Annotated in this window: 24 protein-coding genes and 2 pseudogenes; 16 read left to right on the top strand and 10 right to left on the bottom strand. The window is 42.2% G+C overall.

Going from position 1 to position 22,402, the window contains the following annotated elements; genetic code table 11:
* Positions 1-26: 26 nt before the first annotated feature.
* From yhbY to rsfS, 4 genes are all read left to right on the top strand, one after another.
* A complete protein-coding gene (yhbY, locus tag ABHC48_RS17220) occupies positions 27-320 on the top strand; it encodes a ribosome assembly RNA-binding protein YhbY (RefSeq protein ID WP_118580179.1) in 294 nt (97 codons plus the stop codon).
* The gene (nadD, locus tag ABHC48_RS17215; protein WP_226815140.1) at positions 304-939 is read left to right on the top strand and encodes a nicotinate-nucleotide adenylyltransferase; all 636 of its coding nucleotides are present in this window, start codon (positions 304-306) and stop codon (positions 937-939) included. Before yhbY ends, nadD begins: the two co-directional genes overlap by 17 nt.
* 2 nt (positions 940-941) lie before the next feature.
* Complete coding sequence (yqeK, locus tag ABHC48_RS17210; protein WP_118580182.1) at positions 942-1,547, top strand: bis(5'-nucleosyl)-tetraphosphatase (symmetrical) YqeK; 606 nt, start codon at positions 942-944, stop codon at positions 1,545-1,547.
* A gap of 176 nt (positions 1,548-1,723) precedes the next feature.
* The gene (gene rsfS / locus ABHC48_RS17205; RefSeq protein WP_118580185.1) at positions 1,724-2,092 is read left to right on the top strand and encodes a ribosome silencing factor; all 369 of its coding nucleotides are present in this window, start codon (positions 1,724-1,726) and stop codon (positions 2,090-2,092) included.
* Between the two features lie 68 nt (positions 2,093-2,160).
* Here rsfS and lexA read toward each other — a convergent pair whose 3' ends face one another.
* Positions 2,161-2,781: a transcriptional repressor LexA gene (gene lexA / locus ABHC48_RS17200; RefSeq protein WP_148463022.1), complete on the bottom strand. Its 621-nt coding sequence runs from the start codon at positions 2,779-2,781 to the stop codon at positions 2,161-2,163.
* 233 nt (positions 2,782-3,014) lie between these two features.
* Between lexA and ABHC48_RS17195 the strand changes: the two genes are divergently transcribed.
* The 11 genes from ABHC48_RS17195 to ABHC48_RS17145 all read left to right on the top strand — a co-directional run bounded on the left by ABHC48_RS17195 (position 3,015) and on the right by ABHC48_RS17145 (position 13,433).
* Positions 3,015-4,430: an HlyD family efflux transporter periplasmic adaptor subunit gene (locus tag ABHC48_RS17195; protein WP_243110373.1), complete on the top strand. Its 1,416-nt coding sequence runs from the start codon at positions 3,015-3,017 to the stop codon at positions 4,428-4,430.
* A gap of 34 nt (positions 4,431-4,464) precedes the next feature.
* Positions 4,465-5,169 carry a YggS family pyridoxal phosphate-dependent enzyme gene (locus tag ABHC48_RS17190; protein ID WP_118580188.1) on the top strand — a complete coding sequence of 235 codons (705 nt, stop codon included), beginning with the start codon at positions 4,465-4,467 and terminating at the stop codon, positions 5,167-5,169.
* Positions 5,170-5,184: 15 nt separating this feature from the next.
* Positions 5,185-5,814 carry a cell division protein SepF gene (locus ABHC48_RS17185; protein ID WP_118580191.1) on the top strand — a complete coding sequence of 210 codons (630 nt, stop codon included), beginning with the start codon at positions 5,185-5,187 and terminating at the stop codon, positions 5,812-5,814.
* A gap of 5 nt (positions 5,815-5,819) precedes the next feature.
* Complete coding sequence (locus tag ABHC48_RS17180; RefSeq protein WP_118580331.1) at positions 5,820-6,572, top strand: YlmH/Sll1252 family protein; 753 nt, start codon at positions 5,820-5,822, stop codon at positions 6,570-6,572.
* A 29-nt stretch (positions 6,573-6,601) separates the two neighbouring features.
* Positions 6,602-7,693: a 3-dehydroquinate synthase gene (gene aroB / locus ABHC48_RS17175; protein ID WP_118580194.1), complete on the top strand. Its 1,092-nt coding sequence runs from the start codon at positions 6,602-6,604 to the stop codon at positions 7,691-7,693.
* 6 nt (positions 7,694-7,699) lie between these two features.
* The gene (gene lspA / locus ABHC48_RS17170; RefSeq protein WP_195700248.1) at positions 7,700-8,248 is read left to right on the top strand and encodes a signal peptidase II; all 549 of its coding nucleotides are present in this window, start codon (positions 7,700-7,702) and stop codon (positions 8,246-8,248) included.
* A 57-nt stretch (positions 8,249-8,305) separates the two neighbouring features.
* The gene (locus ABHC48_RS17165) at positions 8,306-9,220 is read left to right on the top strand and encodes an RluA family pseudouridine synthase (protein ID WP_118580200.1); all 915 of its coding nucleotides are present in this window, start codon (positions 8,306-8,308) and stop codon (positions 9,218-9,220) included.
* Between the two features lie 106 nt (positions 9,221-9,326).
* Positions 9,327-9,965, top strand: a complete 639-nt coding sequence (locus ABHC48_RS17160) for a cytidylate kinase-like family protein (RefSeq protein WP_118580203.1) — start codon at positions 9,327-9,329, stop codon at positions 9,963-9,965.
* A gap of 265 nt (positions 9,966-10,230) precedes the next feature.
* Positions 10,231-11,670 (top strand): AI-2E family transporter, encoded by a 1,440-nt coding sequence (locus ABHC48_RS17155; protein ID WP_118580206.1) that lies wholly within the window; start codon positions 10,231-10,233, stop codon positions 11,668-11,670.
* Position 11,671: 1 nt separating this feature from the next.
* On the top strand, positions 11,672-12,118 hold the full coding sequence (gene dtd, locus ABHC48_RS17150; protein WP_148463019.1) for a D-aminoacyl-tRNA deacylase: 447 nt from the start codon (positions 11,672-11,674) through the stop codon (positions 12,116-12,118).
* Between the two features lie 259 nt (positions 12,119-12,377).
* On the top strand, positions 12,378-13,433 hold the full coding sequence (locus ABHC48_RS17145) for a tyrosine-type recombinase/integrase (RefSeq protein WP_118580212.1): 1,056 nt from the start codon (positions 12,378-12,380) through the stop codon (positions 13,431-13,433).
* Between the two features lie 266 nt (positions 13,434-13,699).
* On the opposite strand, the gene ABHC48_RS17140 is transcribed toward ABHC48_RS17145, so the two are convergent.
* Together ABHC48_RS17140 and ABHC48_RS17135 are read right to left on the bottom strand one after the other, a co-directional pair.
* The gene (locus ABHC48_RS17140; RefSeq protein ID WP_118580215.1) at positions 13,700-14,119 is read right to left on the bottom strand and encodes a twitching motility protein PilT; all 420 of its coding nucleotides are present in this window, start codon (positions 14,117-14,119) and stop codon (positions 13,700-13,702) included.
* 224 nt (positions 14,120-14,343) lie between these two features.
* Positions 14,344-14,457, bottom strand: a pseudogene (locus tag ABHC48_RS17135) (DUF6783 domain-containing protein); the annotation flags it as partial.
* Here ABHC48_RS17135 and ABHC48_RS17130 point away from each other — a divergent pair.
* Positions 14,434-14,484 (top strand): annotated as a pseudogene (locus tag ABHC48_RS17130) (DUF6783 domain-containing protein); the annotation flags it as partial. The pseudogenes ABHC48_RS17135 and ABHC48_RS17130 sit on opposite strands and share 24 nt — an antisense overlap.
* A 40-nt stretch (positions 14,485-14,524) precedes the next feature.
* On the opposite strand, the gene ABHC48_RS17125 reads toward ABHC48_RS17130, so the two are convergent.
* From ABHC48_RS17125 to mreC, 7 genes are all read right to left on the bottom strand, one after another.
* Positions 14,525-15,580 (bottom strand): D-alanyl-D-alanine carboxypeptidase family protein, encoded by a 1,056-nt coding sequence (locus tag ABHC48_RS17125; RefSeq protein WP_118580218.1) that lies wholly within the window; start codon positions 15,578-15,580, stop codon positions 14,525-14,527.
* Positions 15,577-16,737, bottom strand: coding sequence for an FtsW/RodA/SpoVE family cell cycle protein (locus tag ABHC48_RS17120; RefSeq protein WP_148463016.1), 1,161 nt, complete (start codon positions 16,735-16,737; stop codon positions 15,577-15,579). The genes ABHC48_RS17125 and ABHC48_RS17120 overlap by 4 nt, the downstream gene beginning before the upstream one ends.
* Before the next feature lie 4 nt (positions 16,738-16,741).
* Positions 16,742-16,984, bottom strand: coding sequence for a cell division topological specificity factor MinE (gene minE / locus ABHC48_RS17115; RefSeq protein WP_118580224.1), 243 nt, complete (start codon positions 16,982-16,984; stop codon positions 16,742-16,744).
* Positions 16,985-17,075: 91 nt separating this feature from the next.
* Positions 17,076-17,858 carry a septum site-determining protein MinD gene (gene minD / locus ABHC48_RS17110; RefSeq protein ID WP_118580227.1) on the bottom strand — a complete coding sequence of 261 codons (783 nt, stop codon included), beginning with the start codon at positions 17,856-17,858 and terminating at the stop codon, positions 17,076-17,078.
* 130 nt (positions 17,859-17,988) lie between these two features.
* Positions 17,989-20,814, bottom strand: a complete 2,826-nt coding sequence (locus ABHC48_RS17105) for a penicillin-binding transpeptidase domain-containing protein (protein ID WP_334285727.1) — start codon at positions 20,812-20,814, stop codon at positions 17,989-17,991.
* A 56-nt stretch (positions 20,815-20,870) separates the two neighbouring features.
* Positions 20,871-21,398 carry a rod shape-determining protein MreD gene (gene mreD / locus ABHC48_RS17100; RefSeq protein WP_173717119.1) on the bottom strand — a complete coding sequence of 176 codons (528 nt, stop codon included), beginning with the start codon at positions 21,396-21,398 and terminating at the stop codon, positions 20,871-20,873.
* Entirely contained in the window at positions 21,388-22,386 is a 999-nt protein-coding gene (gene mreC / locus ABHC48_RS17095) for a rod shape-determining protein MreC (RefSeq protein ID WP_173717118.1), read from the bottom strand. Before mreC ends, mreD begins: the two co-directional genes overlap by 11 nt.
* Between the last annotated feature and the right edge of the window lie 16 nt (positions 22,387-22,402).

The following is a 22,402-nucleotide window of genomic DNA, read 5'->3' as shown; positions in this document are numbered from 1 at the left end:
TTCAGCAGGTATTCAGGAGATAAATTATGACAAGTAAGCAAAGAGCATATTTAAAAAGTCTGGCAATGAAAATGGATGCCATTATCCAGCTTGGCAAGGGCGGTCTTACACCGGAAAACACCAAGGCTGTTGACGAAGCACTTGCAGCGAGAGAGCTGATTAAAATCAGTGTGCTTCAGAACTGTCTGGAGGATCCTAAGGAAATGGCACAGGTTCTTGCAGAGCGCACCCATTCCCAGGTTGTACAGGTGATCGGTAAGAAGATCGTATTATACCGCGAAGGTAAAAAAGAGAAAAAGAAAATTGAACTGCCAAAATAATCGAAAAAAAATCGGGATCATGGGCGGTACCTTTGATCCCATCCATATGGGACATCTGATCCTGGGTGAGCAGAGCTATGAGCAATTCCAGCTGGATAAGGTTCTGTTTATGCCTTCCGGCAACCCGCCTCATAAACGGGACCGTGCTGGCAGAGCCTCTGATAACCAGCGTGTGGATATGGTCCGGCTTGCAATTGAAGATAATCCCCATTTTGAGTTGTCTCTTGCAGAAATGCACGAGACCGGGTATACCTATACCTATCGCACTCTGGAAGAGCTAAAAGAATACAATCCGGACACAGACTATTATTTTATCATTGGTGCAGATTCTCTTTTTGCTTTTGACGAATGGATGGAACCAGAGCGGATCTGTCGGGCCTGTACTCTTGTGGTGGCTGTCCGGGATCATGCGTCCTACGCTGAACTGAATCGGGAAATCCAGCGTCTTTCTGCAAGGTACAACGGAAATTTTGCCCTTTTGGATACTATGAATATTGATGTGTCCAGTCATCAGATCCGTCAGTGGATTTCAGAAGAAAAAAGTCTGAAATATTACGTCCCGGATAAGGTGATTTCTTACATGAAAGAGAATGGAATTTACAGAAAGAAGGAAGTCTGACCATGGCAGATTACGATTTTGCAAAAATTGAAAAAAAACTTTCCAAATACCTGGATGAGGATCGTTTCCAGCATACCATGGGCGTTATGTACACCAGCGCATGTCTGGCTATGGTCCATGGATATGATATCAAAGATGCACAGGTGTCCGGTCTTCTTCACGATTGCGCCAAATGCATTCCCAATAAGAAAAAACTGAAGATGTGCAGCGAACACAATATTCCGGTTTCCGATTTTGAGAGAAGTCACCCGTTTCTTCTCCACTCCCGTCTTGGAGCTTATATTGCTCACGAGAAATATGGGATTGACGATCAGGAGATTCTTTCTGCCATCAATTATCACACAACTGGCAGACGTGAAATGAGTCTTCTTGAAAAGATTATTTATATTGCAGATTATATTGAGCCCATGCGTTATAAAGCAAGCCGTTTACCGGAAATTCGCAAACTTGCGTTTGAAGACCTGGATGAGTGTATGTATGAGATCCTAAAAGATACCCTGGAGTATCTGGAAGAAGATTCTGCCGATGATATTGAGCCAACTTCCAAGGAGGCTTATATTTATTATAAAGAATTGCATAATAAGCGTAATAACGTATCTGATAATTAATACTCCGCATATACTGGCGAATTAACATTCTACGAGATGCGAGATATTTCGCACGAGCGAAGGCCAGGTACCACCTGACAGAGGATATTATTTCACTTTTAAAGCCTTTTGTTCTCGCAGGAATTTAAAATAATATTAGGTCAGTATATGCATTATTAAGAAAGGAGCAGATCAGAATGAGTACAGTAAGTACAGAGAAAATGATGGCACAGATTGCCTGCAAGGCAATTGATGATAAAAAGGGACAGGATATTAAGATAATTGATATTCATAATGTTTCTGTAATTGCAGATTATTTCGTAATCGCAAGCGGTACAAACTCCAATCAGGTTCAGGCGATCGTCGATAATGTGGAGGAGCAGCTTGGACGCGCTGGCTTTGAGGCGAAGCAGATTGAGGGAAACCGCAATTCCAGCTGGATTCTCATGGATTACGGCGATGTGATCGTGCATGTGTTTGATGAGGAAAACCGACTTTTCTATGATCTGGAGAGAATCTGGAGAGATGGAAAGGTTCTGGAGATGGATGCGTTTTTAGAGAAATAAAAAAGTCCCCTTTGGTAAACAATTGTCTGGAAACAGCAATTGTTTGCTAAAGGGGAAATTTTTTATGACTATTGGTAAAAACGCATGACACCAAATACTTTACCCAGAATCTGGATTTCTCCTGTAATGATAATGGGATCCATAGTGTCATTCTCTGGCTGAAGGCGGTAGTAGCCCTTCTCCTTATAGAAGGTCTTCACTGTGGCAGAGTCCTCTACCAGGGCAACTACAATGTCGCCGTTATCTGCAGTTGGCTGCTGCTTTACCAGAACCTGATCACCATCGAAGATTCCTGCATTGATCATGCTGTCGCCTTTTACCTTCAGCATGAAGCTCTGTTCATTGGGCATAAATTCTGCCGGGATGGGGAAGTAGCCATCTACATTCTCTACAGCCAGAATAGGCTGTCCGGCGGCTACGGTACCTACAAGCGGAACATTGACCACTTCACGGCGGACAAGATTGAAATTGTCATCAATGATCTCTATGGCTCTTGGCTTCGTGGCATCGCGGCGGATGTATCCGTTCTTCTCAAGAGCTTCCAGATGGGCATGAACAGATGATGTAGACTTCAGATTTACAGCTTCACAAATCTCACGAACTGCTGGCGGGAATCCGCGGTTCAGAATCTCACTTTTAATATATTCTAAAATTTCCTGCTGTTTTTTGCTGATTTTACCATATGTCATAAGAGTTTTCCTCCGGAATTCATTCAACTTTTTCTTATCATACCATATTTTTCTTAATTAAGCAAACAGATATTCTGAAAATATGTTCGTTTTTTGATATGCAGGCTGTTCACAGCTTCCAGCTTTGTTCACACACTTTTCGTTTTCTTTTCCTTGTGTTCACCGACAAAAAATGGTACAATTGTTTGGTATGAAAATTCAGAGCCCGACTCAAAAACAAAGGGGGAATCCGCTTGTCCGAGAAGAAATCTAACAAGCCTGGCAAAATGGCAGGACTTTTTGTCCAGTTAAAGAACATATTCGGACTGAATATTGCCACCGTTGCTTTTGGTGTATTGTTATTATATATGATTTTTACTGCATTTTTACTTGTAACCTCCACACACATCGAATCTTACCAGGTTACCACAGGTCCTTTATCACGAAACGAGACCTACACTGGTATTTCTCTTCGGGAAGAGAGTGTTTTTAAGGCAGAATCCTCCGGTTATGTGAATTATTATGCCCGGGAGGGAAGTAAGATCAATGCCAACGGTGCTGTTTACGGATTAAGTTCCGGAAAAATTGCAGAAACCAAGTCTGCATTGACTGCGGACGAACTGGAGAAAATCCGCAGTTCTATGCTCAGCTTTTCCAAGGGATTTTCCGGAAGTAAATTTAACAACACCTACAGTTTTAAGAACCAGCTGGAGGGAAGCATCCTTCAGTATGAGGGAATTTCCACTGACGGGAATGCAGATTCACAAGTAGTGACCATCGGTGGACAGAATATCTGTAAAGCCCAGGAAGACGGCATTATCCTCTATTCTATGGACGGTTATGAGAATAAGACTGTGGAGAACATTACAGCAGCAGATTTTGACCAGACTTCTTACCATGAAACGGATCTGAAGACATCCGAAAAGGTGCAGGCCGGAGATAACATTTATACAAATATTACCAGCGAATTATGGAGCCTGATCATTCCATTAAGCGACAAACAGGCCGCCAAGCTGGAGGGACGTTCCACCATTCGTGTGAAATTTCTCAAGGATGATATGACACAGAGCGGCGATTTTTCCATCATAAAAATCGATGGTAACAAATATGGAAAAATTGACTTCAGCCGCGGTCTGATCCGCTATGCATCTGACCGTTTTCTGGATATTGAGCTGGTTACCAATACAGTAACCGGTCTTAAGATTCCCCTTTCCGCTATTGAATCCAAGGATTTTTACGTAATTCCGGCAGAATATGCCACGACTGATCCTGACAGCGGAAGTGTAGGCTTTAACAAGATTTCCAAAGATTCCAGCGGAAATAACGTAAGAACCTTTATCAATGCTACAATCTACGGTAAAGTTAAAATTGAGTTAGATGATGATTCTGCCGATGAAGCTTACAATTATTACGTGGATAGAAGCGCTTTTAAGGAAGGAGATGCTATTGTAAAAGATGACTCCAACCAGCGCTTTATTGTAGGCGAAACAGATTCTCTGGAAGGCGTTTACTGCATCAATCAAGGGTATGCGGTATTCCGTCAGGTAGATATACTGGATCAGAATGAAGAATATGCCATTATTTCCAGTAATACATCCTACGGACTTTCCCGCTATGACCGCATTGCCAGAGACTCCTCCCAGGTAAAAGAGCAGGATATTCTCTACTAAGTTTAACATATACTATTTTTAAGGAGGCTTATAAATGTTAGCTGAAAATTTACAGCAGGTAAATGCAAATATTGAAAAAGCCTGTGCTGCTGTTTCCCGTGACCCAGGTGAAGTCACATTGGTGGCAGTAAGTAAGACCAAACCGGTCTCCATGCTTCAGGAGGCGTATGATGCCGGTGCGCGTGTTTTTGGAGAAAATAAAGTGCAGGAGATCATGGATAAATATGACCAGCTGCCATCAGATATCCAGTGGCACATGATCGGTCATCTGCAGCGCAATAAAGTAAAATATATTATTGACAAGGTTGCCATGATTCACTCGGTAGATTCCCTTCGCCTTGCCCAGACCATTGAGCAGGAAGCTGCAAAGAAAGATCTTGTTATGCCGATTCTGCTGGAAGTTAATGTAGCAGAGGAAGAAAGCAAATTCGGATTAGCGACGAATGAGGTGCTTCCTCTTCTTGAGAAAATCAGCATATTTTCCCATATAAAAGTGATGGGACTTATGACCATTGCCCCATTTGTGAAAAATCCAGAAGAAAATCGTGAAGTTTTTCGCACATTGAAGAAATTAAGTGTTGACATTAATGCAAAAAACATTAATAATGTTAACATGAGTGTTCTGAGTATGGGTATGACCGGAGATTATCAGGTTGCTGTCCAGGAAGGCTCAACCATGGTACGTGTGGGAACCGGTATTTTTGGTGAACGAAATTATGCCACACGGCAAGAAGATTAAGATTGGAGATTGAAAATGAGCGTTTTTGATAAATTATTAGATTCTATTAAACTGAATGATGACGATTATGATGAAGATAATTATTTAGATGAGGATCTGATGGATGACGAAGAGGGGGATTTCTTTGATGACGATCCCATGGATGACAAGCCTAAGAAGAAATTCTTCGAGAAATTCGGTCGTAAGAAAGAGGATGATTTGGCTGACGCAGATACTTCCTTTGACGAAGAACCTGTACATACAGCAACACCAAAGACTGCTGCCAAGGCTCCTGCGAAACAGCCAGCTGAGAAGCAGCGCCCTGTAGCTTCTTCCAAAATCACTCCGATGAGAAGCAGCCGTCGTGCGAATCAGGCTTCTTCTATGGAGGTTTGTGTGATCAAACCTGCTTCCATGGAGGACACCCGGGAAATTGCAGACACACTTCTTGACAATGCAACTGTAATTCTGAATCTGGAGGGTATTGATGTAGAACTTGCACAGCGTATTATTGATTTTGCATCTGGCGCATGTTATTCCCTGAATGGTTCCCTTCAGAAGATTTCCAGCTACATCTTCGTACTTGGTCCCTCTTCTGTAGATATCACTGGTGATCTTCAGAATATTCTTGGCGGCGCTACACCTTCTGTAAGAGCTGGTTATTGATTTTTATGGATAAGGATGAATTTTTACTTAAGAGAATCCGGGAGCTGGCAAATCTCTCTTACCAGAGAGATATTGTCACCTTTACGGATTTTCTTAACTTAAACGAACAAAATATGCTTGTTTCCCTTAAGCTTCATCAGATAGGCGTAGAGGTAAAGCTTTTCGGTGGCTATGAGCATGCAGAACGGCAGATGGCAGCTTTTTTCCCCGGAGGCCTTGGTTTTTCCTGGGATTATCCTATTGACTGCCTGAAAATAGAGCCCAAGGCTCTTCGTTTTTCTGAGGAGCTTGGACATAGAGATTATCTTGGAGCGCTCCTGAATCTTGGAGTTGACCGCAGTGTAGTTGGTGATATCCTCATCAAGGATAAAGAAGCCTGGTTTTTCTGCCTTCATAAAATGTCTGACTTTTTTATTGAAAATCTTATTCGGGTAAAACATACTACCGTTCTGGTTTCCAGAGTAGAGCAGGCAGAAGAGATTCCGGAACCTGAATTTGAAATGATAAATGGTACCTGCGCTTCTGTAAGGCTGGATGCTCTCATCGGGCTGGCTTTTCAGACGTCCAGAAGCAGCATGGTTTCTTTTATTGAAAGCGGTCTTGTGTTTGTAAACGGCAAACTGATCACCTCCAATGGATATGAGCCAAAAGAAGGCGATATTATTTCCGTTCGCGGCAAAGGACGCTTTATCTATGATGGTGTATCCAGACAGACAAAGAAAGGACGCCTTGGTGTCCGCATTCGAAAATACGTATAAACAATAATACATTTGGAGAGGATTTAACTATGGCAGAAGAAAAATTACTTGTAAAACGTGACGGGGAGTTCTGTTATCCCATTTATTTTGAAAATGACTTTTCTTTTCTTTCACAGGCCTTGACAGACGAAGGTCTTGCAGGGAAAAGCATGTGTATTGTTTCAGATTCCACAGTAGCACCTCTCTATGCAGACCAGGTGAAAGCAGAGCTTTTGAAAGTATCCGATCATGTATACCAGTTCACTTTCCCCGCCGGAGAAGCATACAAGAATCTTGATACCGTACAGGATCTTTTCCAGTGCCTTATTGAGAATGGGCTTGACCGCAAAAGTCTGGTGGTTGCTCTTGGAGGCGGAGTAACAGGAGACTTATCCGGCTTCGGTGCCGCAGCCTATCTTCGTGGAATTGATTTTATCCAGATTCCTACCACGCTTCTGGCGCAGGTGGACAGCAGCGTAGGCGGTAAAACTGGCGTTGATTTCAGACAGTTTAAAAATATGGTAGGCGCTTTTCATCAGCCCCGACTGGTTTATATGAACATGGCCACCTTGCAATCCCTCCCTGAGCGCGAATTTGGCTGTGGAATGGGTGAAATTCTAAAGACCGGACTAATTTGCGATAAAGACTTTTTCGACTTTGTATGCGCAAATTACAAGATTATCCGCACTATGGATCCAGAAATGCTTGCCGTTATGATCCGAAAATGCTGTGCCATCAAAGCCGGGGTTGTAGAGCGGGATCCCAAGGAACAGGGAGAGCGTGCTCTTCTTAATCTTGGCCACACCATAGGACATGCAGTCGAAAAGCTGATGAACTTTAACCTTCTCCATGGTCAGTGTGTGGGAATCGGACTGGTTGCCGCAGCTGCCATTTCCAGGGAAAGAGGTCTCCTCACAAATGGTGAATACGAGCAGATCTGCCATAGCCTTAAGCTTTACGGTCTGCCTTTGTATGTGGAAGGACTTTCTCCCAGAGACATTCTTGCAGCTACCAAAAAGGACAAAAAAATGGAACAGGGACAGATTAAATTTATTCTTATGGATGGTCTTGGAAAGAGTTTTATTGACAAGACAGTTACGGATCAGGAGCTTCTTGTGGGAATTCACGCCATCTGCAGGTAATCTATCATGGAAAATAAAACAGCTTCAAACTACAATGATCTTCCACTAAAAGCACCTAAATTAAAAGGAATTCTGCTTATCCTTTTTCTGGTTCTTCTGGATCAGGGAACAAAGTATCTTGCAATCAGGTATCTGAAAGGAACCTCCGGGATTTCTCTTATTGATAATGTGTTAAACCTTCGTTACCTTGAAAACAGAGGCATGGCATTTGGCCTTCTCCAGAATAAGATTCTTTTTCTGGTGCTTACCTGTATTGTGTTTTTTGTGGCTATTATATATCTTTTTATAAAAGCACCTGCAACTGTTTATTATAGACCACTGCTTTATACAGCGGCAATTGTGTTCGCTGGAGCAATGGGGAATTTTATAGACCGTGTTTTCCGTGGATATGTGGTAGATTTTATTTATTTTTCCCTGATTGATTTTCCCACGTTTAATGTGGCAGATATTTACGTGACCTGTGGGATCACAGTGATGGTATTTCTTATGTTTTTCCGTTATACAGAAGAAAATGATTTTGACTTTCTGAAACCGGGGAACAGATCTGCCAGGTAAATTGATTTGTCTGATTTTTCATATACCGCGTAATTGAGAGAGGAGTTTTACTGATACATGGAGCAATTGGAATTTACAGCAACCGAAAATGAAGCAGGAGTGCGCATAGACCGCTGTCTTTCCGATAAATATGAGGAACTTTCCCGTTCTTATCTTCAGAAGCTTCTGAAAGAACAAGGTGTTACCGTCAATGGGAAAGCAGTAAAAGCAAACTACAAAATACAGGCAGGGGATCTGGTTCAGACAACCCTGCCTGATCTGACTGAACCGGATATTCTTCCGGAAAATATCCCTTTGGACATTTTATACGAAGATGATGATGTACTGGTGATAAATAAGCCCAAAGGAATGGTAGTCCATCCTGCAAATGGCCACACCAGCGGAACTTTGGTAAATGCTATTATGTACCACTGTCAGGGCAATCTGTCCGGTATTAACGGGGTTATGCGTCCTGGAATCGTCCACCGTATTGATAAGGACACTACAGGAGCTCTTCTTGTATGCAAGAATGACACGGCTCACCGTGATCTGGCCCAGCAACTGAAAGCGCATACTATCAAGCGGCGTTACCGGGCTATTGTGGCAGGTAATCTTAAGGAAGATGAAGGTACTGTAGAAGGCCCGATCGGCCGCCACCCAATTGACCGGAAAAAAATGGCGATCAACTACAAAAATGGAAAAGACGCTGTCACCCATTATAAAGTCCTGGAACGTTTCGGGAATGCGACTTATATCGAGTGCCGCCTTGAAACCGGTCGTACCCATCAGATTCGTGTACATATGACCAGCCTTGGACATCCTCTTCTTGGCGATGAGATCTATGGCTCAGGCAAAAATCCTTATCATCTCCAGGGACAGACTCTTCATGCCATGGTTTTGGGCTTTGTTCACCCAAGAACAGGAGAGTATATGGAATTTTCCGCACCTTTGCCAGAATATTTTCTCAATTTGTTAGAAAAATTAAGAAAATAGTTGTCAGTTTACCCTGATGTAGTGTATAATAATCTTACAAAATTCCTATGAATTGCCAGTCACGAAGTGAACAGTAACAAAGGAATTGCAGAAGGGAGTGGCAGATATGAACAATACAACAAGTTCAATTATTACCATCGGACGTGAATATGGAAGCGCCGGCAGGCAGATTGGTCAGGAAGTAGCCAGATATTTTGGAATCAAGTGTTACGACAAAGAACTTCTGGAGCATGCTGCAAACGACAGCGGTATTTGCAAGGAATTATTTGAGAATCATGATGAGAGGCCAACTAACAGCTTTCTGTATTCTCTTGTAATGGATACTTATTCTTTTGGATATTCTTCTGCTGGATTTACAGACATGCCTATGAACCACAAGGTTTTCCTGGCACAGTTCGAAGCCATCAAGAAATTAGCTGCAGAAGGCCCCTGTGTTATGGTAGGGCGCTGTGCAGATTATGCTCTTGCAGATAATAAAGACTGTTTCAGTGTTTTTGTTCATGCTGATCTGGACTGGAGGATCAAGCGTATTGCAGGCAAATACAATAAGACACCTAAAGAAGCCAAAGATATGATCACCAAAACAGATAAGAGCCGTGCAAGTTACTATAATTACTACACCAATAAGAAATGGGGTGCAGCAGCGGGCTACAGCTTAAGCGTTGACAGCAGTGTGCTTGGTATCGAAGGTGCTGCCCAGGCGATTATCAATACCATACATATTTTTGATGACCTTAAGAAATAATATACAGAATCATGTGAAAATAAGGAGTTCTCGAAAGAGAGCTCCTTTTGTAATTTGTTGCATCTCAATTCCTGTTTTCGGTTCCTGTTTTCAAACGCCATCGCCACTTTATATTTTTTTAATGAGACATTGAGACAAAACTGTGTTATAATAGATAGCAATCGCTGTTAAATAAATAACAGTACAGACACTTATTGGTTACTGTGCAAACAGCAGACAGTAACACATATTTTGCATTCATGTTTCAGGAGGACGATATTAGAATATGAAATTACGCTGGGACAATCAACATGTTCGCTGGGGAGTAACTTCTTTCCTTGTAATCGCAGCCAGTATGCTCTTTTATTATGGTGTTTTCCATATGAAGACACTGATTACAGGAATTCAGACATTTCTGGGGATTCTCACACCTATTGTTTATGGGGTCGTGATTGCCTTTTTACTGACCCCTGTATTAAATTTCCTGGAGAAAAAAATCATTTATCCGCTTCTTGCCAGGAAGGAAGTATCAGTAGGAAAGAAGGGGCGCAAGGCAATTCGGTGGGCATGCGTAATTTTATGTATGTTTCTCTTCCTTGCTCTTATTTATGCCCTTATTATGATGATTCTGCCAGAACTGATCCGAAGTATTATGGGTCTGATCTACAGTTTTCCAGCCTATGTGAAGGTTATTCAGAAATGGCTGCAGTCTTTCATTGAGAAATGGAATCTGAACAGTGATGCACTGGACACTTTGAATCAGTCCATCACCACAGCGCAGGACTACCTGACTACGAATATCCTTCCGCAGATGCAGGAAATGCTAAAAAATATTTCCGCAGGTGTGTTTGAATTAATTAATTTTCTGAAGAATTTCCTCATCGGAGCTATCGTTTCCCTGTACCTGATGGCAGATAAAGAGGGATTCATTGCCAAGGCAAAAATGCTCACCTACGCAATTTTTAATACCCAGCATGCGAATTTTATCATCCATTCCATGCGTTTTACCAATAGAACCTTTATCGGATTTTTCAGTGGTAAGATTTTGGATTCTGCCATCATTGGCGTATTGTGTTATATTGGTATGAACTTTTTGAATATGCCATATATACTTTTGATCAGTGTGATCATTGGTGTAACCAACGTAATTCCATTTTTTGGACCTTACCTCGGAGCAATCCCAAGTATTTTTCTCATCTTATTGGTGGATCCGCTGCAGGCTATTTATTTTGCAATTTTTATTCTTGTTCTCCAGCAGTTTGACGGCAATATTCTTGGACCGAAGATTCTTGGTGATTCCACAGGACTTTCCAGTTTTCTGGTCATTGTCGCCATCCTTATTGGCGGTGGAATCTTTGGAATCCCAGGTATGATCATTGGCGTTCCTGTTTTTGCAGTGCTTTACGCGGCACTTGGTAGGCTTGTCCATATCAGCCTGATCTATAAGCAGGTTCCAGATGAGGAGCAAAAATACACCAACATTGACTGTCTGGATCCGGAAACACATGAACCCGTTCTTTTCCCGGCAGAAGAGCCGAAGAAGAGAGAGACACCCAGACGCACTGCAATGTTGAAATTTACCCTTACTTTGTTAAAAACGATCCAGAAAATCCTGACTACAATCTGGATCCTTATAAAAAAATATTCTGTGATAATTTATCAAAAAGTCAGACAATTGATAGAAGAGTACAGACAGAAACAAAACAGTAAAAAGGACGGAAATTAACATGCGGCTTTTAATACAACGTGTAAATCATGCAAGCGTAAAAGTAGATGGTGAAGTTATCGGAAATATTGGGAAGGGCTTTCTTGTACTGGTCGGCATAGGTCAGAATGATACCAGGGAAATTGCAGACAAATATATGAAAAAAATGCTAGGACTTCGAATTTTTGAAGATGAAAATGGCAAAACAAACCTTTCCCTGGCAGATGTAAATGGGGAGCTTTTGATGGTTTCGCAATTCACGTTATATGCCAACTGCAAAAAAGGAAACCGGCCAAGCTTTATTGAAGCCGGTGCGCCAGAACAGGCAAATGAACTTTATGAATACATGCTAAAGGAAGCTGCAAAAGTTGTTCCAGTTGTTCAGCATGGTATTTTTGGCGCTGATATGAAAATTTCACTGGAAAACGATGGACCGTTTACAGTGATGTTGGACGAATCGATCATGTAAAATTAACAGCAATTGTAACGAAACCGGCCAAGCTTTATTGAAACCGGTGCGCCAGATGTTCAGAATCGTCTGTAACTGCATAATGAATGCAGTCGAACCATCAATTATATTTTAACATTTAATGAAATTCTGAAAAACGCCGAAAACAGCCAGAAGAAGTGGCTGATTCGGCGTTATACCCCTCATCTAGATCTATACGACAAACCCGAGTTTTTCATATAGATTGCTATCATTATTACTTGCTAAAGGAGAATTTTTCATGGATAAAAAAGTCACCTACCACGAACAGACTGACGTTGAAAATACCTTGCGGCTTCGTGATGTTCTGAAAACCTTGCCGCCATTTTGCAGGGATTTCTTTCGTGCCATTGAACCGCGTACCACAACTAAAACCAGAATTTCCTATGCATATGACATCCGCATTTTCTTTCAGTTTCTTCTGGAACAAAATCCAGCCTTCAGGGACTGGTCTATAGATGCCTTTACTGTGGATGTCCTGGATCAGCTCACAGCCGTTGATCTTGAGGAATATGAAGAATACCTGAAAGTTTACCAGGCCGGGGATAAAACGGAAACCAATGGCGAACGTGGTCTGAAGCGAAAAATGTCCTCATTGCGAAGTTTTTATGCATATTATTTTAAACGTGAAATGATTCACACAAATCCTACCGTCCTTGTAGACGTTCCAAAGATTCATCAGAAAAGCATCATTCGCCTGGAAGCTGATGAAGTTGCCTTGCTGCTGGATTATATTGAGCACGGCGGGGACGACCTTACCGGTCAGAAAAAGGTATATTATGAAAAAACCAAAGACCGTGACCTCGCTCTCGTTACTCTCCTGCTCGGAACAGGTGTTCGTGTTTCTGAATGTGTAGGTCTTGACATAGAAGACGTAGATTTCAAAAATAATGGAATCAAGGTTACTCGAAAAGGTGGAAATGAAATGGTTGTATATTTCGGTCCCGAAGTAGAAAAAGCTCTGAAAAACTACCTGGAAGTACGCAAGAACATTATTCCTGTAGAAGGTCACGAACACGCTCTCTTCTACTCTACCCAGCGCAAACGAATTGGGGTCCAGGCCGTTGAAAACCTGGTTAAAAAATACGCCCGCCAGGTTACCACCACCAAGAAAATCACCCCTCATAAACTCCGCAGTACTTACGGCACCGCCCTCTACCAGGAAACAGGCGATATTTACCTTGTAGCGGACGTTTTAGGCCATAAGGACGTGAATACTACCAAGAAGCATTATGCAGCCTTAGACGATTCCAGACGGCGTCAGGCAGCCACTGCTGTAAAGCTGCGTGAAGATTAACATCTGCTTCACACGTACAATTGTTGTAATCACCGCATTTAATTCACATAATATTATTATTGTAAATCAACACAGAAACATACCGCAAAACAAGACTTTCTGCAAAATCTCCCTCAAAGTGGGACGTGCAGATTGTAGGAATGATTTTTCAAACAGGTTCTAAGGCGCACCTCAAAAAAGGACATGACCCACAGTCGAGTCATGTCCTTATGTACCTCTAATTTGGTTTTACTGAATTTATAGCTGCAATATCATATTATCCGAGATTATAATGCTACTGCAATCTTATCCTGTAATGCTTCCGGAATCTCTTCTTTGTCAAGCGAAATACTTACAACTATTGAAATTCCATATTTCTCACCGATCTTGTCCAGCTGATCAAGTGTATCTGTAACATCAGCGTCTTCCAACTTGGAAACCTTAAGGAAGCTGTCCAGATAAATCTGCTCAAGATCGTGATCCTGAGAAATAATACCACAAATGAAACCTACGAACTCATCTGCATTCTTCAATGGATAAGAGGAAACGTCAATAAGACGTACCTTATTGTTAAGCTCATACATATGTTTGGTACTCTTGTCAAGGTAAACAATGCTTCCGTTGGCTTCTTTCACCGCACCGTTTACTCTGTCTAAGAGCACTTTTGTTTTGCCTTTGCCTTTCTTTCCTACGATCAGTTCAACCATGATGTTTTCCTCCTTAGACAATATGATATTAAATTTTTACCAAAAACCTTGTTTAATATGTTTCATATTATAGTATAATTTTTCTAAATTTTCAAGAGTTTTTTTAATATTTCTGTCTATTTTTCTCAATTGTGGCTACGATTCATAAAGCGACTGACTAGTACATCGTTTTCGAAATAACTATGCCTGCACACTCGAATCCACATCCTACGCGATTGGGGTAGTTATTTACGAAACGATGTACTAGAGCGTGTTTGAAAAAGGCTTTCTGCAAGATGTGCGTCACGATTTGTGGGAGATTTTACCCGGATGAGGGCGCCGTAGCGGGCTACGGCAACCGAATTCGGGCAAAATATACCGCAAAGTGGGGCGTGCAGATTGCGGGAATGATTTTTCAAACAGGCTCTAGTTTATATTCTGCAAAAGGGACGACATCTGCTCATAAAGCTCATCTTTTGTGGAGGCACCCATTACAATGGAAATGTACGGCTTTCCATAAGCATTCTGGCTCAGCAACGCCAGACAGTTACCTGCATTGTCCGTAGTACCGGTCTTTCCACCCAGAATAGTCACATTCTTAGGAGGGGTAGCTTCTCCTGTGAGATAATGGTCTGTGGCAAGTAATGTGGTACTTGCACTGCTTCCGTCCGCATGAGTATATTCTACTGTATAAGATCCGGACTGTGTAATTTGAGTAAACTCTGGATAATTCAAAGCTTCCTTTAGCATCAGATAGATATCATAGGGAGTGGTATAATGGTTTTCATCCTGCAGTCCATGAGGATTGGTAAAATGAGTTCCGGTACAGCCAAGTTCCCTGGCATAACTGTTCATCATCTCCACAAACCCATCTGTAGAACCACCCACATGCTCTGCAATAGCCGCTGCTGCGTCATTACCTGAATAAACCAGCAGACAATGAAGAAGCTGATCCATAGTCACCTGGTCACCTGCCCAAAAGCCGCAAACCTGTGACCCCTCCTCCAGATTCAGATTTTCCTGTGTAATAGTTACTACGTCATCCATATTTCCATATTTCAGTGCCAGCATAGCTGTCATGATCTTGGTGATACTTGCCGGGTATACCTTTTGAAGTGCCTGTTTGGAATAAAGCACCTTTCTGTCATCCAGATCCAGAAGAAGTCCTTTCTGGTTTTCCCCAAGGGAAACACCATCCATCGGAACATCTGATACGACCACACACAAGTTCTTAGCAAAACCATCAGCTCTCAGGCTGTCTAAGTCTGTAATTCCACCAGAAAACTCTCTGGAAGCTACATATGCATCCTCCAGCTTATCAAAAACAGTTCCATTTCGGAGAACATAAATTGCACCGATCCCAGTACCGCCAAGCACAACCAAAAGCAACAGTAAAAGAACAGTATTTCTGATTCTCTTTCTTCTGGAGCTTCGAAATCTTGCCTGTTTACGTCTTGAGTTCTTCTTTTTTGCGGCTGTCATAAATATTCCTCTTTCTTATCAATTTCTTTTCTCTTAAGTTCTTTATTATAAGTACTGCTCTGCAGACCTACATTCATCACAAGCCCCATACCAATAAACAAGCTGACCAGGGAAGTCAGACCATAACTTACAAAAGGAAGAGGCGTACCAGTATTAGGTGCCAGTCCAGTAGCAACGCAGATATTCAAAAAACTCTGTATAGCTACCACACTGCCAATTCCGCAGCAGATAATCTTCCCGGCCAGATCCTTGGCCCTAAGGCTCATCCTGATACATTCAACTGAAATCAACAGCAATAATACGACCAAAGTTGTACATCCTATAAATCCATACTCCTCTCCGGCAACTGCGAAAATAAAGTCGGTCTGGTTCTCTGCAACAAAGTTTCCAGCATTTACAGAAGAAACCTGGTCATCCCCGGTAAGTTTTTTTCCAACCAGTTCTCCGGAGGCAATCGCCGTCTTCGAGTTATTCTGCTGTTCAATATCCTCCTGGTATTCCTCGTTTTCCGGGTAAAGGAAAGACATAATACGTGTTCTCTGATAATCCTTGATCAAAGTCTGATCCGGCTGCACAACAATAGACAAAAATATGATCAGAAGGGGAACCGCGATCAGGATCGCACCTCCGATGATCTTGTAGCTCAGTCCTGCTATATACAGCAGAATACAGAAAATAATGGTTACCGTAATGGTATTTTTCATATCCGGTTGTGCATAAATAAGAGCCAATGGAACAGCCAGAAGGAGCACTGATTCTGCCAGCACCCTGAAAGTATTGATATCATCTTCATGATCCATAAAAAACTTGGCAAAAAACAGAATAATAATAACTTTGGAAAGCTCGGTAGGCTGAAAACGGAAACCACCGATATCCAGCCATCTGGACGCACCTCCAGCCTCACTTCCGAACAATCGTACACCAATAAGCATAAGCAGATTAAAACCATACATGATCCACTGGAAATTCAATATCCAGGAATAATCCATTAACGATAAGATCACCAGCAACACAAGCCCCATCACAACACCCAAAAGCTGTTTATTTCGAAGATCTGGCGATGCACTTGCTACCAGCTGCACTCCAAACAGACTGATCGCAGTCAGAAGGATCACTAGTTTAAAATTGTAAAAACGTAGCTTATACTGTTTAATCATAAATTTATCTGTCCTTTTTCGTCAACACAGGGATATACGCCATTAAGACAGGCGGTTCCTGTGATATCTGTATTTTCACTTTAGTTTCCTCTATGGTCACATACTTCTTTACTGTATGTACCAGATCGCTTTTTAACATTTTCATCATCTGTGGAGAGCATTCTATGCGTTCTGAGATAAGAAGAAGTTTCATCCTGTCGCGAGCATATCCTGCTGAACGCCTTCTTTCATTTAAAAAGGTCTTCATGCAAAATCCCTCCATTTCAGAGCATTAGTTGACATAACATTATTACAAACAACCAACATGCTATTTTGCGTAACTAATTATTACCTGAATATCAATGTCTTTTAAACAGTCGTGAAAACATACCTTTCTTCTGTCTGAGTTCTGCAAAGGGAACTTCCTCGCCCATAAGCCGTTTACAAATATTCCGGTATTCCTCCTCTGCCTGAGAATTTTTACCAGAAAGAGGCTCTCCCTGATTGGTTGCTATCACAATCTGCTCGTCATCTAAAAGAGTTCCAATCAGATCTACAGCCAGAATCTCTGTCACATCATCCACAGACATCATATCTCCCCTGGCGATCATGTCAGGACGAAGACGGTTGATGATCAGATGGATATCCCGCAGATCATTTGCTTCCAGAAGACCAATGATACGATCCGCATCGCGAATTGCGGATACCTCCGGGGTCGTCACTACAAGAGCTTTATCTGCACCTGCAATGGCATTCTTAAATCCCTGCTCAATTCCAGCCGGACAGTCCAGCAATATATAATCAAACTCCTCCCGCAGATCATCCGTCAGTTTGATCATCTGTTCCGGTGATACGGCGGTTTTATCCTTAGTTTGCGCAGATGGCAGCAGATAGAGCTCCGGATGCCGCTTGTCTTTGATCAGAGCCTGTTTCAGACGGCAGCTTCCATTCACCACATCTACCAGATTATATACGATCCGGTTCTCCAACCCAAGCACAACATCCAGATTACGAAGACCAATATCCGTATCCACAACCACGGTTTTCTTTCCCATCATAGCCAGACCAGTTCCTATATTGGCAACTGTAGTGGTTTTTCCTACACCGCCTTTTCCGGATGTAATGACAATGACTTCACCCATTTCTTCTGATTCCTCCTAAACAAAATGTTCCAAAATCCTGGTATTTCTCTTATGGATATGCCTGCCGGAACACTCCCGGCAGGCATATCCAATACTGCTGATCAGACTATGAACAGCAGCAAAATCGTTTTTAGTCATTCGATGTATCACTGGTATCTGTAGAAGCAATACCTGTGAGAATAGAATCTTTATCTGCAAGATTGTACATATAATTAAAAATATCATTAGCAATCAGACATGCATTACCGGAGCTGTATCCATTGGCAATACGGATTGCCACCGCATACTCCGGATCAGAGGCCGGCGCATAACCGATAAACAGACCATGGTTTGGATGGCGAAGATCCAGCTCTGCTGTACCGGTTTTACCTGCCACTTCTACTCCAAGACCATCAAACTGGGAATGAGTCTGGATCACACGACGCATACCATCATGGATCACATCCCAGATATTTGAAGAAATATTTACCACATCCTCGATTTCCGGCTCATACTCCTGAATCACCTCTCCCTTCGGGTCCATTACTTTGTCCAGAAGAGTCAGTTTAAATACATTCCCGGAAGTAGCCATAACAGTAGCATAACGAGCCAGTTCTGATGTAGTAAACAGGTTATTTCCCTGTCCCATATAGGATGGAACTGCTTTGGCATCGGAAACCTTCGGAGTTGCCTCTGAGAGCTCGATTCCAGTCTTCCGATCCAGACCGATCAATGAGGCATATTCCTGAAGCTTATTCAGACTCTGCACCTCGGAGAACTCATTGTCCCCAACTTTTCCCAGCTGAAAACCGATCATGTTAAAGAAATAGTTACAGGACTGCTCGATCGCTGTACGGATATCCAGACTTCCATGACCATTCTTATACCAGCAATTAATAGGCGGATCTACATAGTCAAAAGTTCCGGTACATTCAATATATGTACCTTCGTCAATAATTCCTTCTTCCATTCCTGCAATTGTTGAAAGAAGCTTTAAAGTGGAACCTGGTGCAGTGGTTTGCTGGGTCGCTTTATTGAAGAACGGACTGGACTGGTCAAGTGCCAGTTTTGCATAATAATCTGTATCCATATCATTGGTCAGACGATTATTGTCATATCCGGGATAGGAAACAAGTGCAACTACATCTCCAGTCTTTACATCTACAACCACAGCGGACGCTGAGCATGGCATTAATGCCAGCTGTGCAGGCTCTATCTCCAGAGTGTATATCTTGTTGATCATGAAATCATAAGCTCCCATTGCTCCGGAAGCCAGATTCTCATAATCATCATCATTTTTGTCAAGGACTCCCTGCTCATAAAGCACCAGGCAGATTTCCTGTCCGGAAATTGTATCTTCCTGCAGCATGTATTTGTAAAGGAGCTTGGAAAATCCAGTATCTGTACTGAGATAGTCGATAATATATGCTGTCAGTGCCTGATAAATTTCCTCAGAATCCAGATACTCTCCTTCCGGTGAAAAGCTGCTGATGTCGATCCAGCCCTGGCTTGTGGCATAAGTCAGGTAATCCTTCAGGCTGATGGTTTCATCTGTTGTCCAGGCCTTGTAAGTAGCATCTGATGTATCAATGGCATCTTTGGAAATAATTCCAAGCGTGTCTCTAAGAAGGTCATTACAGATGTAAGACAGATATTCCTGTGTTTCTTCATCTTCATCCTTATAGGCTGGCGGGTTTGAGCCATTCAGCTTCGTGCTTATTGTATCAAAAACTCTCTGCTGCTTTTGTTGAAATTTGGCATATAAATTTTTTTCTATGTCAGAGGCATCCTCATTGCTGAATTTGGTGATGTCAATCACACTGTTGGAAATCAGGGCATTGTATACATCATAAATAGGAATACGGATCTGACTGGCATCTGTGACATACGTGTAATCAAAAGTCTTTGCCGCATCAATTTTCGTCAGAAGAACACCCGCCACACGCTGTTTGAGGATCTGATAGATTGCCGATTGCCAGTCAGTATCAATAGTAAGCTGCACATCATCTCCCGCAACCGGCTCTACTTTGGTATCCTCGTCAATTTTCAGAACCTTTCCAAGGTTATCAACAGAAACCGTCTCCTTGCCGTCTGTTCCCTGAAGGGTAAGTTCCATATACTGCTCAATTCCTGCTTTACCTACGATCGCATCATTGGAATAATCCGGATTCTGTTTCCGAAGCTCTGTCAGCTCCTCGGAAGAAGCCTTACCTGTATAGCCAAGGATTGGTGCCATACTTTCATCATCAATATACTGGCGGATGGAATCCTCAACCACATCAATTCCCTGCAGTCCGGTCTTATTCTCCATGATCGCAGCTACCGACTTTTCACTGACATTGGTAGCAATGGTAACCTGCATATATTTCTTAAAGCTGTTGGTATTCAGTTCGTAGCGGATAGTTGCAATATCAAGCATTTCCTGCTTGGTCAAAGTAAGAGGCAGACCATGGGAGGTCAGTTCATCCTCTGTATAAGCACGATCACCGCTAAGAACGATAGAAAATTTCTCGGAACCAGTGAGAAACTCCATCATCTGATCCGCAGTCGCCGTCTTCTGTTCATCTTTCAAATCATCGATCAATGCCTGTCCATAAATATCAGCACGGAAACGGTTCAGGGTAAAGCCCTCAGCAACATCAAAAGCATACTCTCCATTCTTATCTACCACAATATGGAAGGAATGGGTAATATCATCTCCGTTGCTGTGAAGAATCTGAAGCACCTGATAGGCTACACCATTTAATGTAAGATTCTTCTCCCTTGTAGAAGTGTAAGTTCCATTATCCTCCAGTGTCAGAGAATAGGAAAGCACATTAGATGCAAGAATATCACCATTTCTGTCCAGAATATTTCCGCGGGTGCTCTTGAGCACACGCTCTTTGGTTGTCCTGGCCTGGAATTTGCTGATGTAATCCTCTCCCTGAATAATCTGCAGATCAAATAATCTACGCACCAGAACAACTGACATTATCACAAATACCAAGATCAGGACTGTTGTTCGTTTTAAACTGATTTTTTTGAAAATTCGTTTTATTTTAGTACCCAAATTGACTCACTTTCTTTCCTGGTTATGTTCATGTAGTGATAGTTTATGTAACGGAAAATCCGGTATACAATCAAGGTAATAAATACCGTGTAAAACATTTCCGGGATAATGATCCTGTACAGATAAGTCCCAAGTCCCAGTCTGCCTCTTAGGAGGAACTGCAACCCATAAACAGACAGATTATATAAAAGATCTGCAATTGCAGTCAGAAACATAGGAACCTTCACATCATCATCGTAATAAATCCTGTGCGCATATCCACTTAAATAACCAATATACATATAGATCAAAGCATAAAATCCAAATACGGATCCAAAGAACAGATCCACAAAAAGCCCTGAAAAAAATCCTGCCCAAAGGCCGCTTTTGCGCCCGCGCATAAGCCCCATGGATACACAGAAAACCAGCATCAGATTAGGAGTTACAGAGCCAATAGAAATCAGATCCATAACCGTACACTGCAGAAGAAAACATATTACGATCGTAAGAAAATAGACAATCTTACCCTTCATCTGCGCCCTCCTGTCCGTCTGCTGCACTGCCGTCAGTATTGTCGCTACTCTCCTGACTGCTGTCGCCAGAGGTACTGTCAGAACTGCCGCTGTCAGAATTACCTTCCACCTGCGCGGTTCCGTCTACCAGATCCTGCTTATTCACAGTAATAACAAATACATCCTTCAAATGAAGGAAATCCACAGGTGTTACAATGGTTCCTGTCTTAGTCAGGTTATTGCTGTCTACCTGCACTTCGCTTACATAGCCGATAAACAATCCTTCTACAAATTTCTCACTGATATTGGAAGTGACAATACGTTCCCCGACAGTCACCTTGTTCTCCTGATCATAAAGCTGCTCAAAGCGAAGCTTTCCTTCATCAATCAGTTCCAGGTCTCCGTTTACAATACAGTTATCAGAAGTGCTTACTGTCATGGCACTTACACTGCTGCTGTCATCAATAATGGAACGGACAGTAGCCCAGGAGGAACCCACTTCTGTGACAATTCCAACAAGCCCCTTGCCTGCGATCACATTATTATCGACCCTTATCCCATCATCAGAACCTTTGTTGATCATAAAGGTATCGTACCAGTTTCCAGGATCTTTGGAAATGATAGTCGCAGCTACCTTCGGATAGTCCTCATAGGTCTGGTCCAAATTGTAAAGCTCTTTCAGTCTCTGATATTCCCCTTGATCCTGGATCAGTTTGTTATTCTGTGTAGTCAGGCTGTCCAGTTCTGCTTTCAGCTCTTCATTTTCAAAAAGCAGATCCTGTTTGTCCTTGAAGCTGTCCCTGACGGAACGGACCATACTGCCGATCTTTTCAATGCTTTTTTCAAAAGGAACTATGACAATTCCTGCTGTTTCCTGCAAAGGAGCTGTGGAAATTCCTGAAGCAAATGTAGCAACAATACAGCTCAGGCAGAAAAGTGTCATAATCGCCAGCAAATGTTTACTTTTCAGATTTATGCGAAATCGAAATTTTTTCTTAAGGTTTTTCATAAAATGGCACCCCTAA

It is taken from the genome of Ruminococcus sp. 1001136sp1 (assembly GCF_039841815.1).
Lineage (GTDB): Bacteria > Bacillota > Clostridia > Lachnospirales > Lachnospiraceae > Blautia_A > Blautia_A faecis.
Note: the sequence above shows the minus strand (reverse complement) of the source record. Positions and strands in the feature narration are given on the sequence as shown.

What these genes read in the sequence shown, in the direction of transcription:
- yhbY (WP_118580179.1), top strand. Translation starts at nt 27, where the DNA reads ATGACAAGTAAGCAAAGAGCATATTTAAAAAGTCTGGCAATGAAAATG.
- yqeK (WP_118580182.1), top strand. Translation starts at nt 942, where the DNA reads ATGGCAGATTACGATTTTGCAAAAATTGAAAAAAAACTTTCCAAATAC.
- rsfS (WP_118580185.1), top strand. Translation starts at nt 1,724, where the DNA reads ATGAGTACAGTAAGTACAGAGAAAATGATGGCACAGATTGCCTGCAAG.
- lexA (WP_148463022.1), bottom strand. Translation starts at nt 2,781, where the DNA reads ATGACATATGGTAAAATCAGCAAAAAACAGCAGGAAATTTTAGAATAT.
- ABHC48_RS17190 (WP_118580188.1), top strand. Translation starts at nt 4,465, where the DNA reads ATGTTAGCTGAAAATTTACAGCAGGTAAATGCAAATATTGAAAAAGCC.
- ABHC48_RS17185 (WP_118580191.1), top strand. Translation starts at nt 5,185, where the DNA reads ATGAGCGTTTTTGATAAATTATTAGATTCTATTAAACTGAATGATGAC.
- ABHC48_RS17180 (WP_118580331.1), top strand. Translation starts at nt 5,820, where the DNA reads ATGGATAAGGATGAATTTTTACTTAAGAGAATCCGGGAGCTGGCAAAT.
- aroB (WP_118580194.1), top strand. Translation starts at nt 6,602, where the DNA reads ATGGCAGAAGAAAAATTACTTGTAAAACGTGACGGGGAGTTCTGTTAT.
- lspA (WP_195700248.1), top strand. Translation starts at nt 7,700, where the DNA reads ATGGAAAATAAAACAGCTTCAAACTACAATGATCTTCCACTAAAAGCA.
- ABHC48_RS17165 (WP_118580200.1), top strand. Translation starts at nt 8,306, where the DNA reads ATGGAGCAATTGGAATTTACAGCAACCGAAAATGAAGCAGGAGTGCGC.
- ABHC48_RS17160 (WP_118580203.1), top strand. Translation starts at nt 9,327, where the DNA reads ATGAACAATACAACAAGTTCAATTATTACCATCGGACGTGAATATGGA.
- ABHC48_RS17155 (WP_118580206.1), top strand. Translation starts at nt 10,231, where the DNA reads ATGAAATTACGCTGGGACAATCAACATGTTCGCTGGGGAGTAACTTCT.
- dtd (WP_148463019.1), top strand. Translation starts at nt 11,672, where the DNA reads ATGCGGCTTTTAATACAACGTGTAAATCATGCAAGCGTAAAAGTAGAT.
- ABHC48_RS17145 (WP_118580212.1), top strand. Translation starts at nt 12,378, where the DNA reads ATGGATAAAAAAGTCACCTACCACGAACAGACTGACGTTGAAAATACC.
- ABHC48_RS17140 (WP_118580215.1), bottom strand. Translation starts at nt 14,119, where the DNA reads ATGGTTGAACTGATCGTAGGAAAGAAAGGCAAAGGCAAAACAAAAGTG.
- ABHC48_RS17125 (WP_118580218.1), bottom strand. Translation starts at nt 15,580, where the DNA reads ATGACAGCCGCAAAAAAGAAGAACTCAAGACGTAAACAGGCAAGATTT.
- ABHC48_RS17120 (WP_148463016.1), bottom strand. Translation starts at nt 16,737, where the DNA reads ATGATTAAACAGTATAAGCTACGTTTTTACAATTTTAAACTAGTGATC.
- minE (WP_118580224.1), bottom strand. Translation starts at nt 16,984, where the DNA reads ATGAAGACCTTTTTAAATGAAAGAAGGCGTTCAGCAGGATATGCTCGC.
- minD (WP_118580227.1), bottom strand. Translation starts at nt 17,858, where the DNA reads ATGGGTGAAGTCATTGTCATTACATCCGGAAAAGGCGGTGTAGGAAAA.
- mreD (WP_173717119.1), bottom strand. Translation starts at nt 21,398, where the DNA reads ATGAAGGGTAAGATTGTCTATTTTCTTACGATCGTAATATGTTTTCTT.
- mreC (WP_173717118.1), bottom strand. Translation starts at nt 22,386, where the DNA reads ATGAAAAACCTTAAGAAAAAATTTCGATTTCGCATAAATCTGAAAAGT.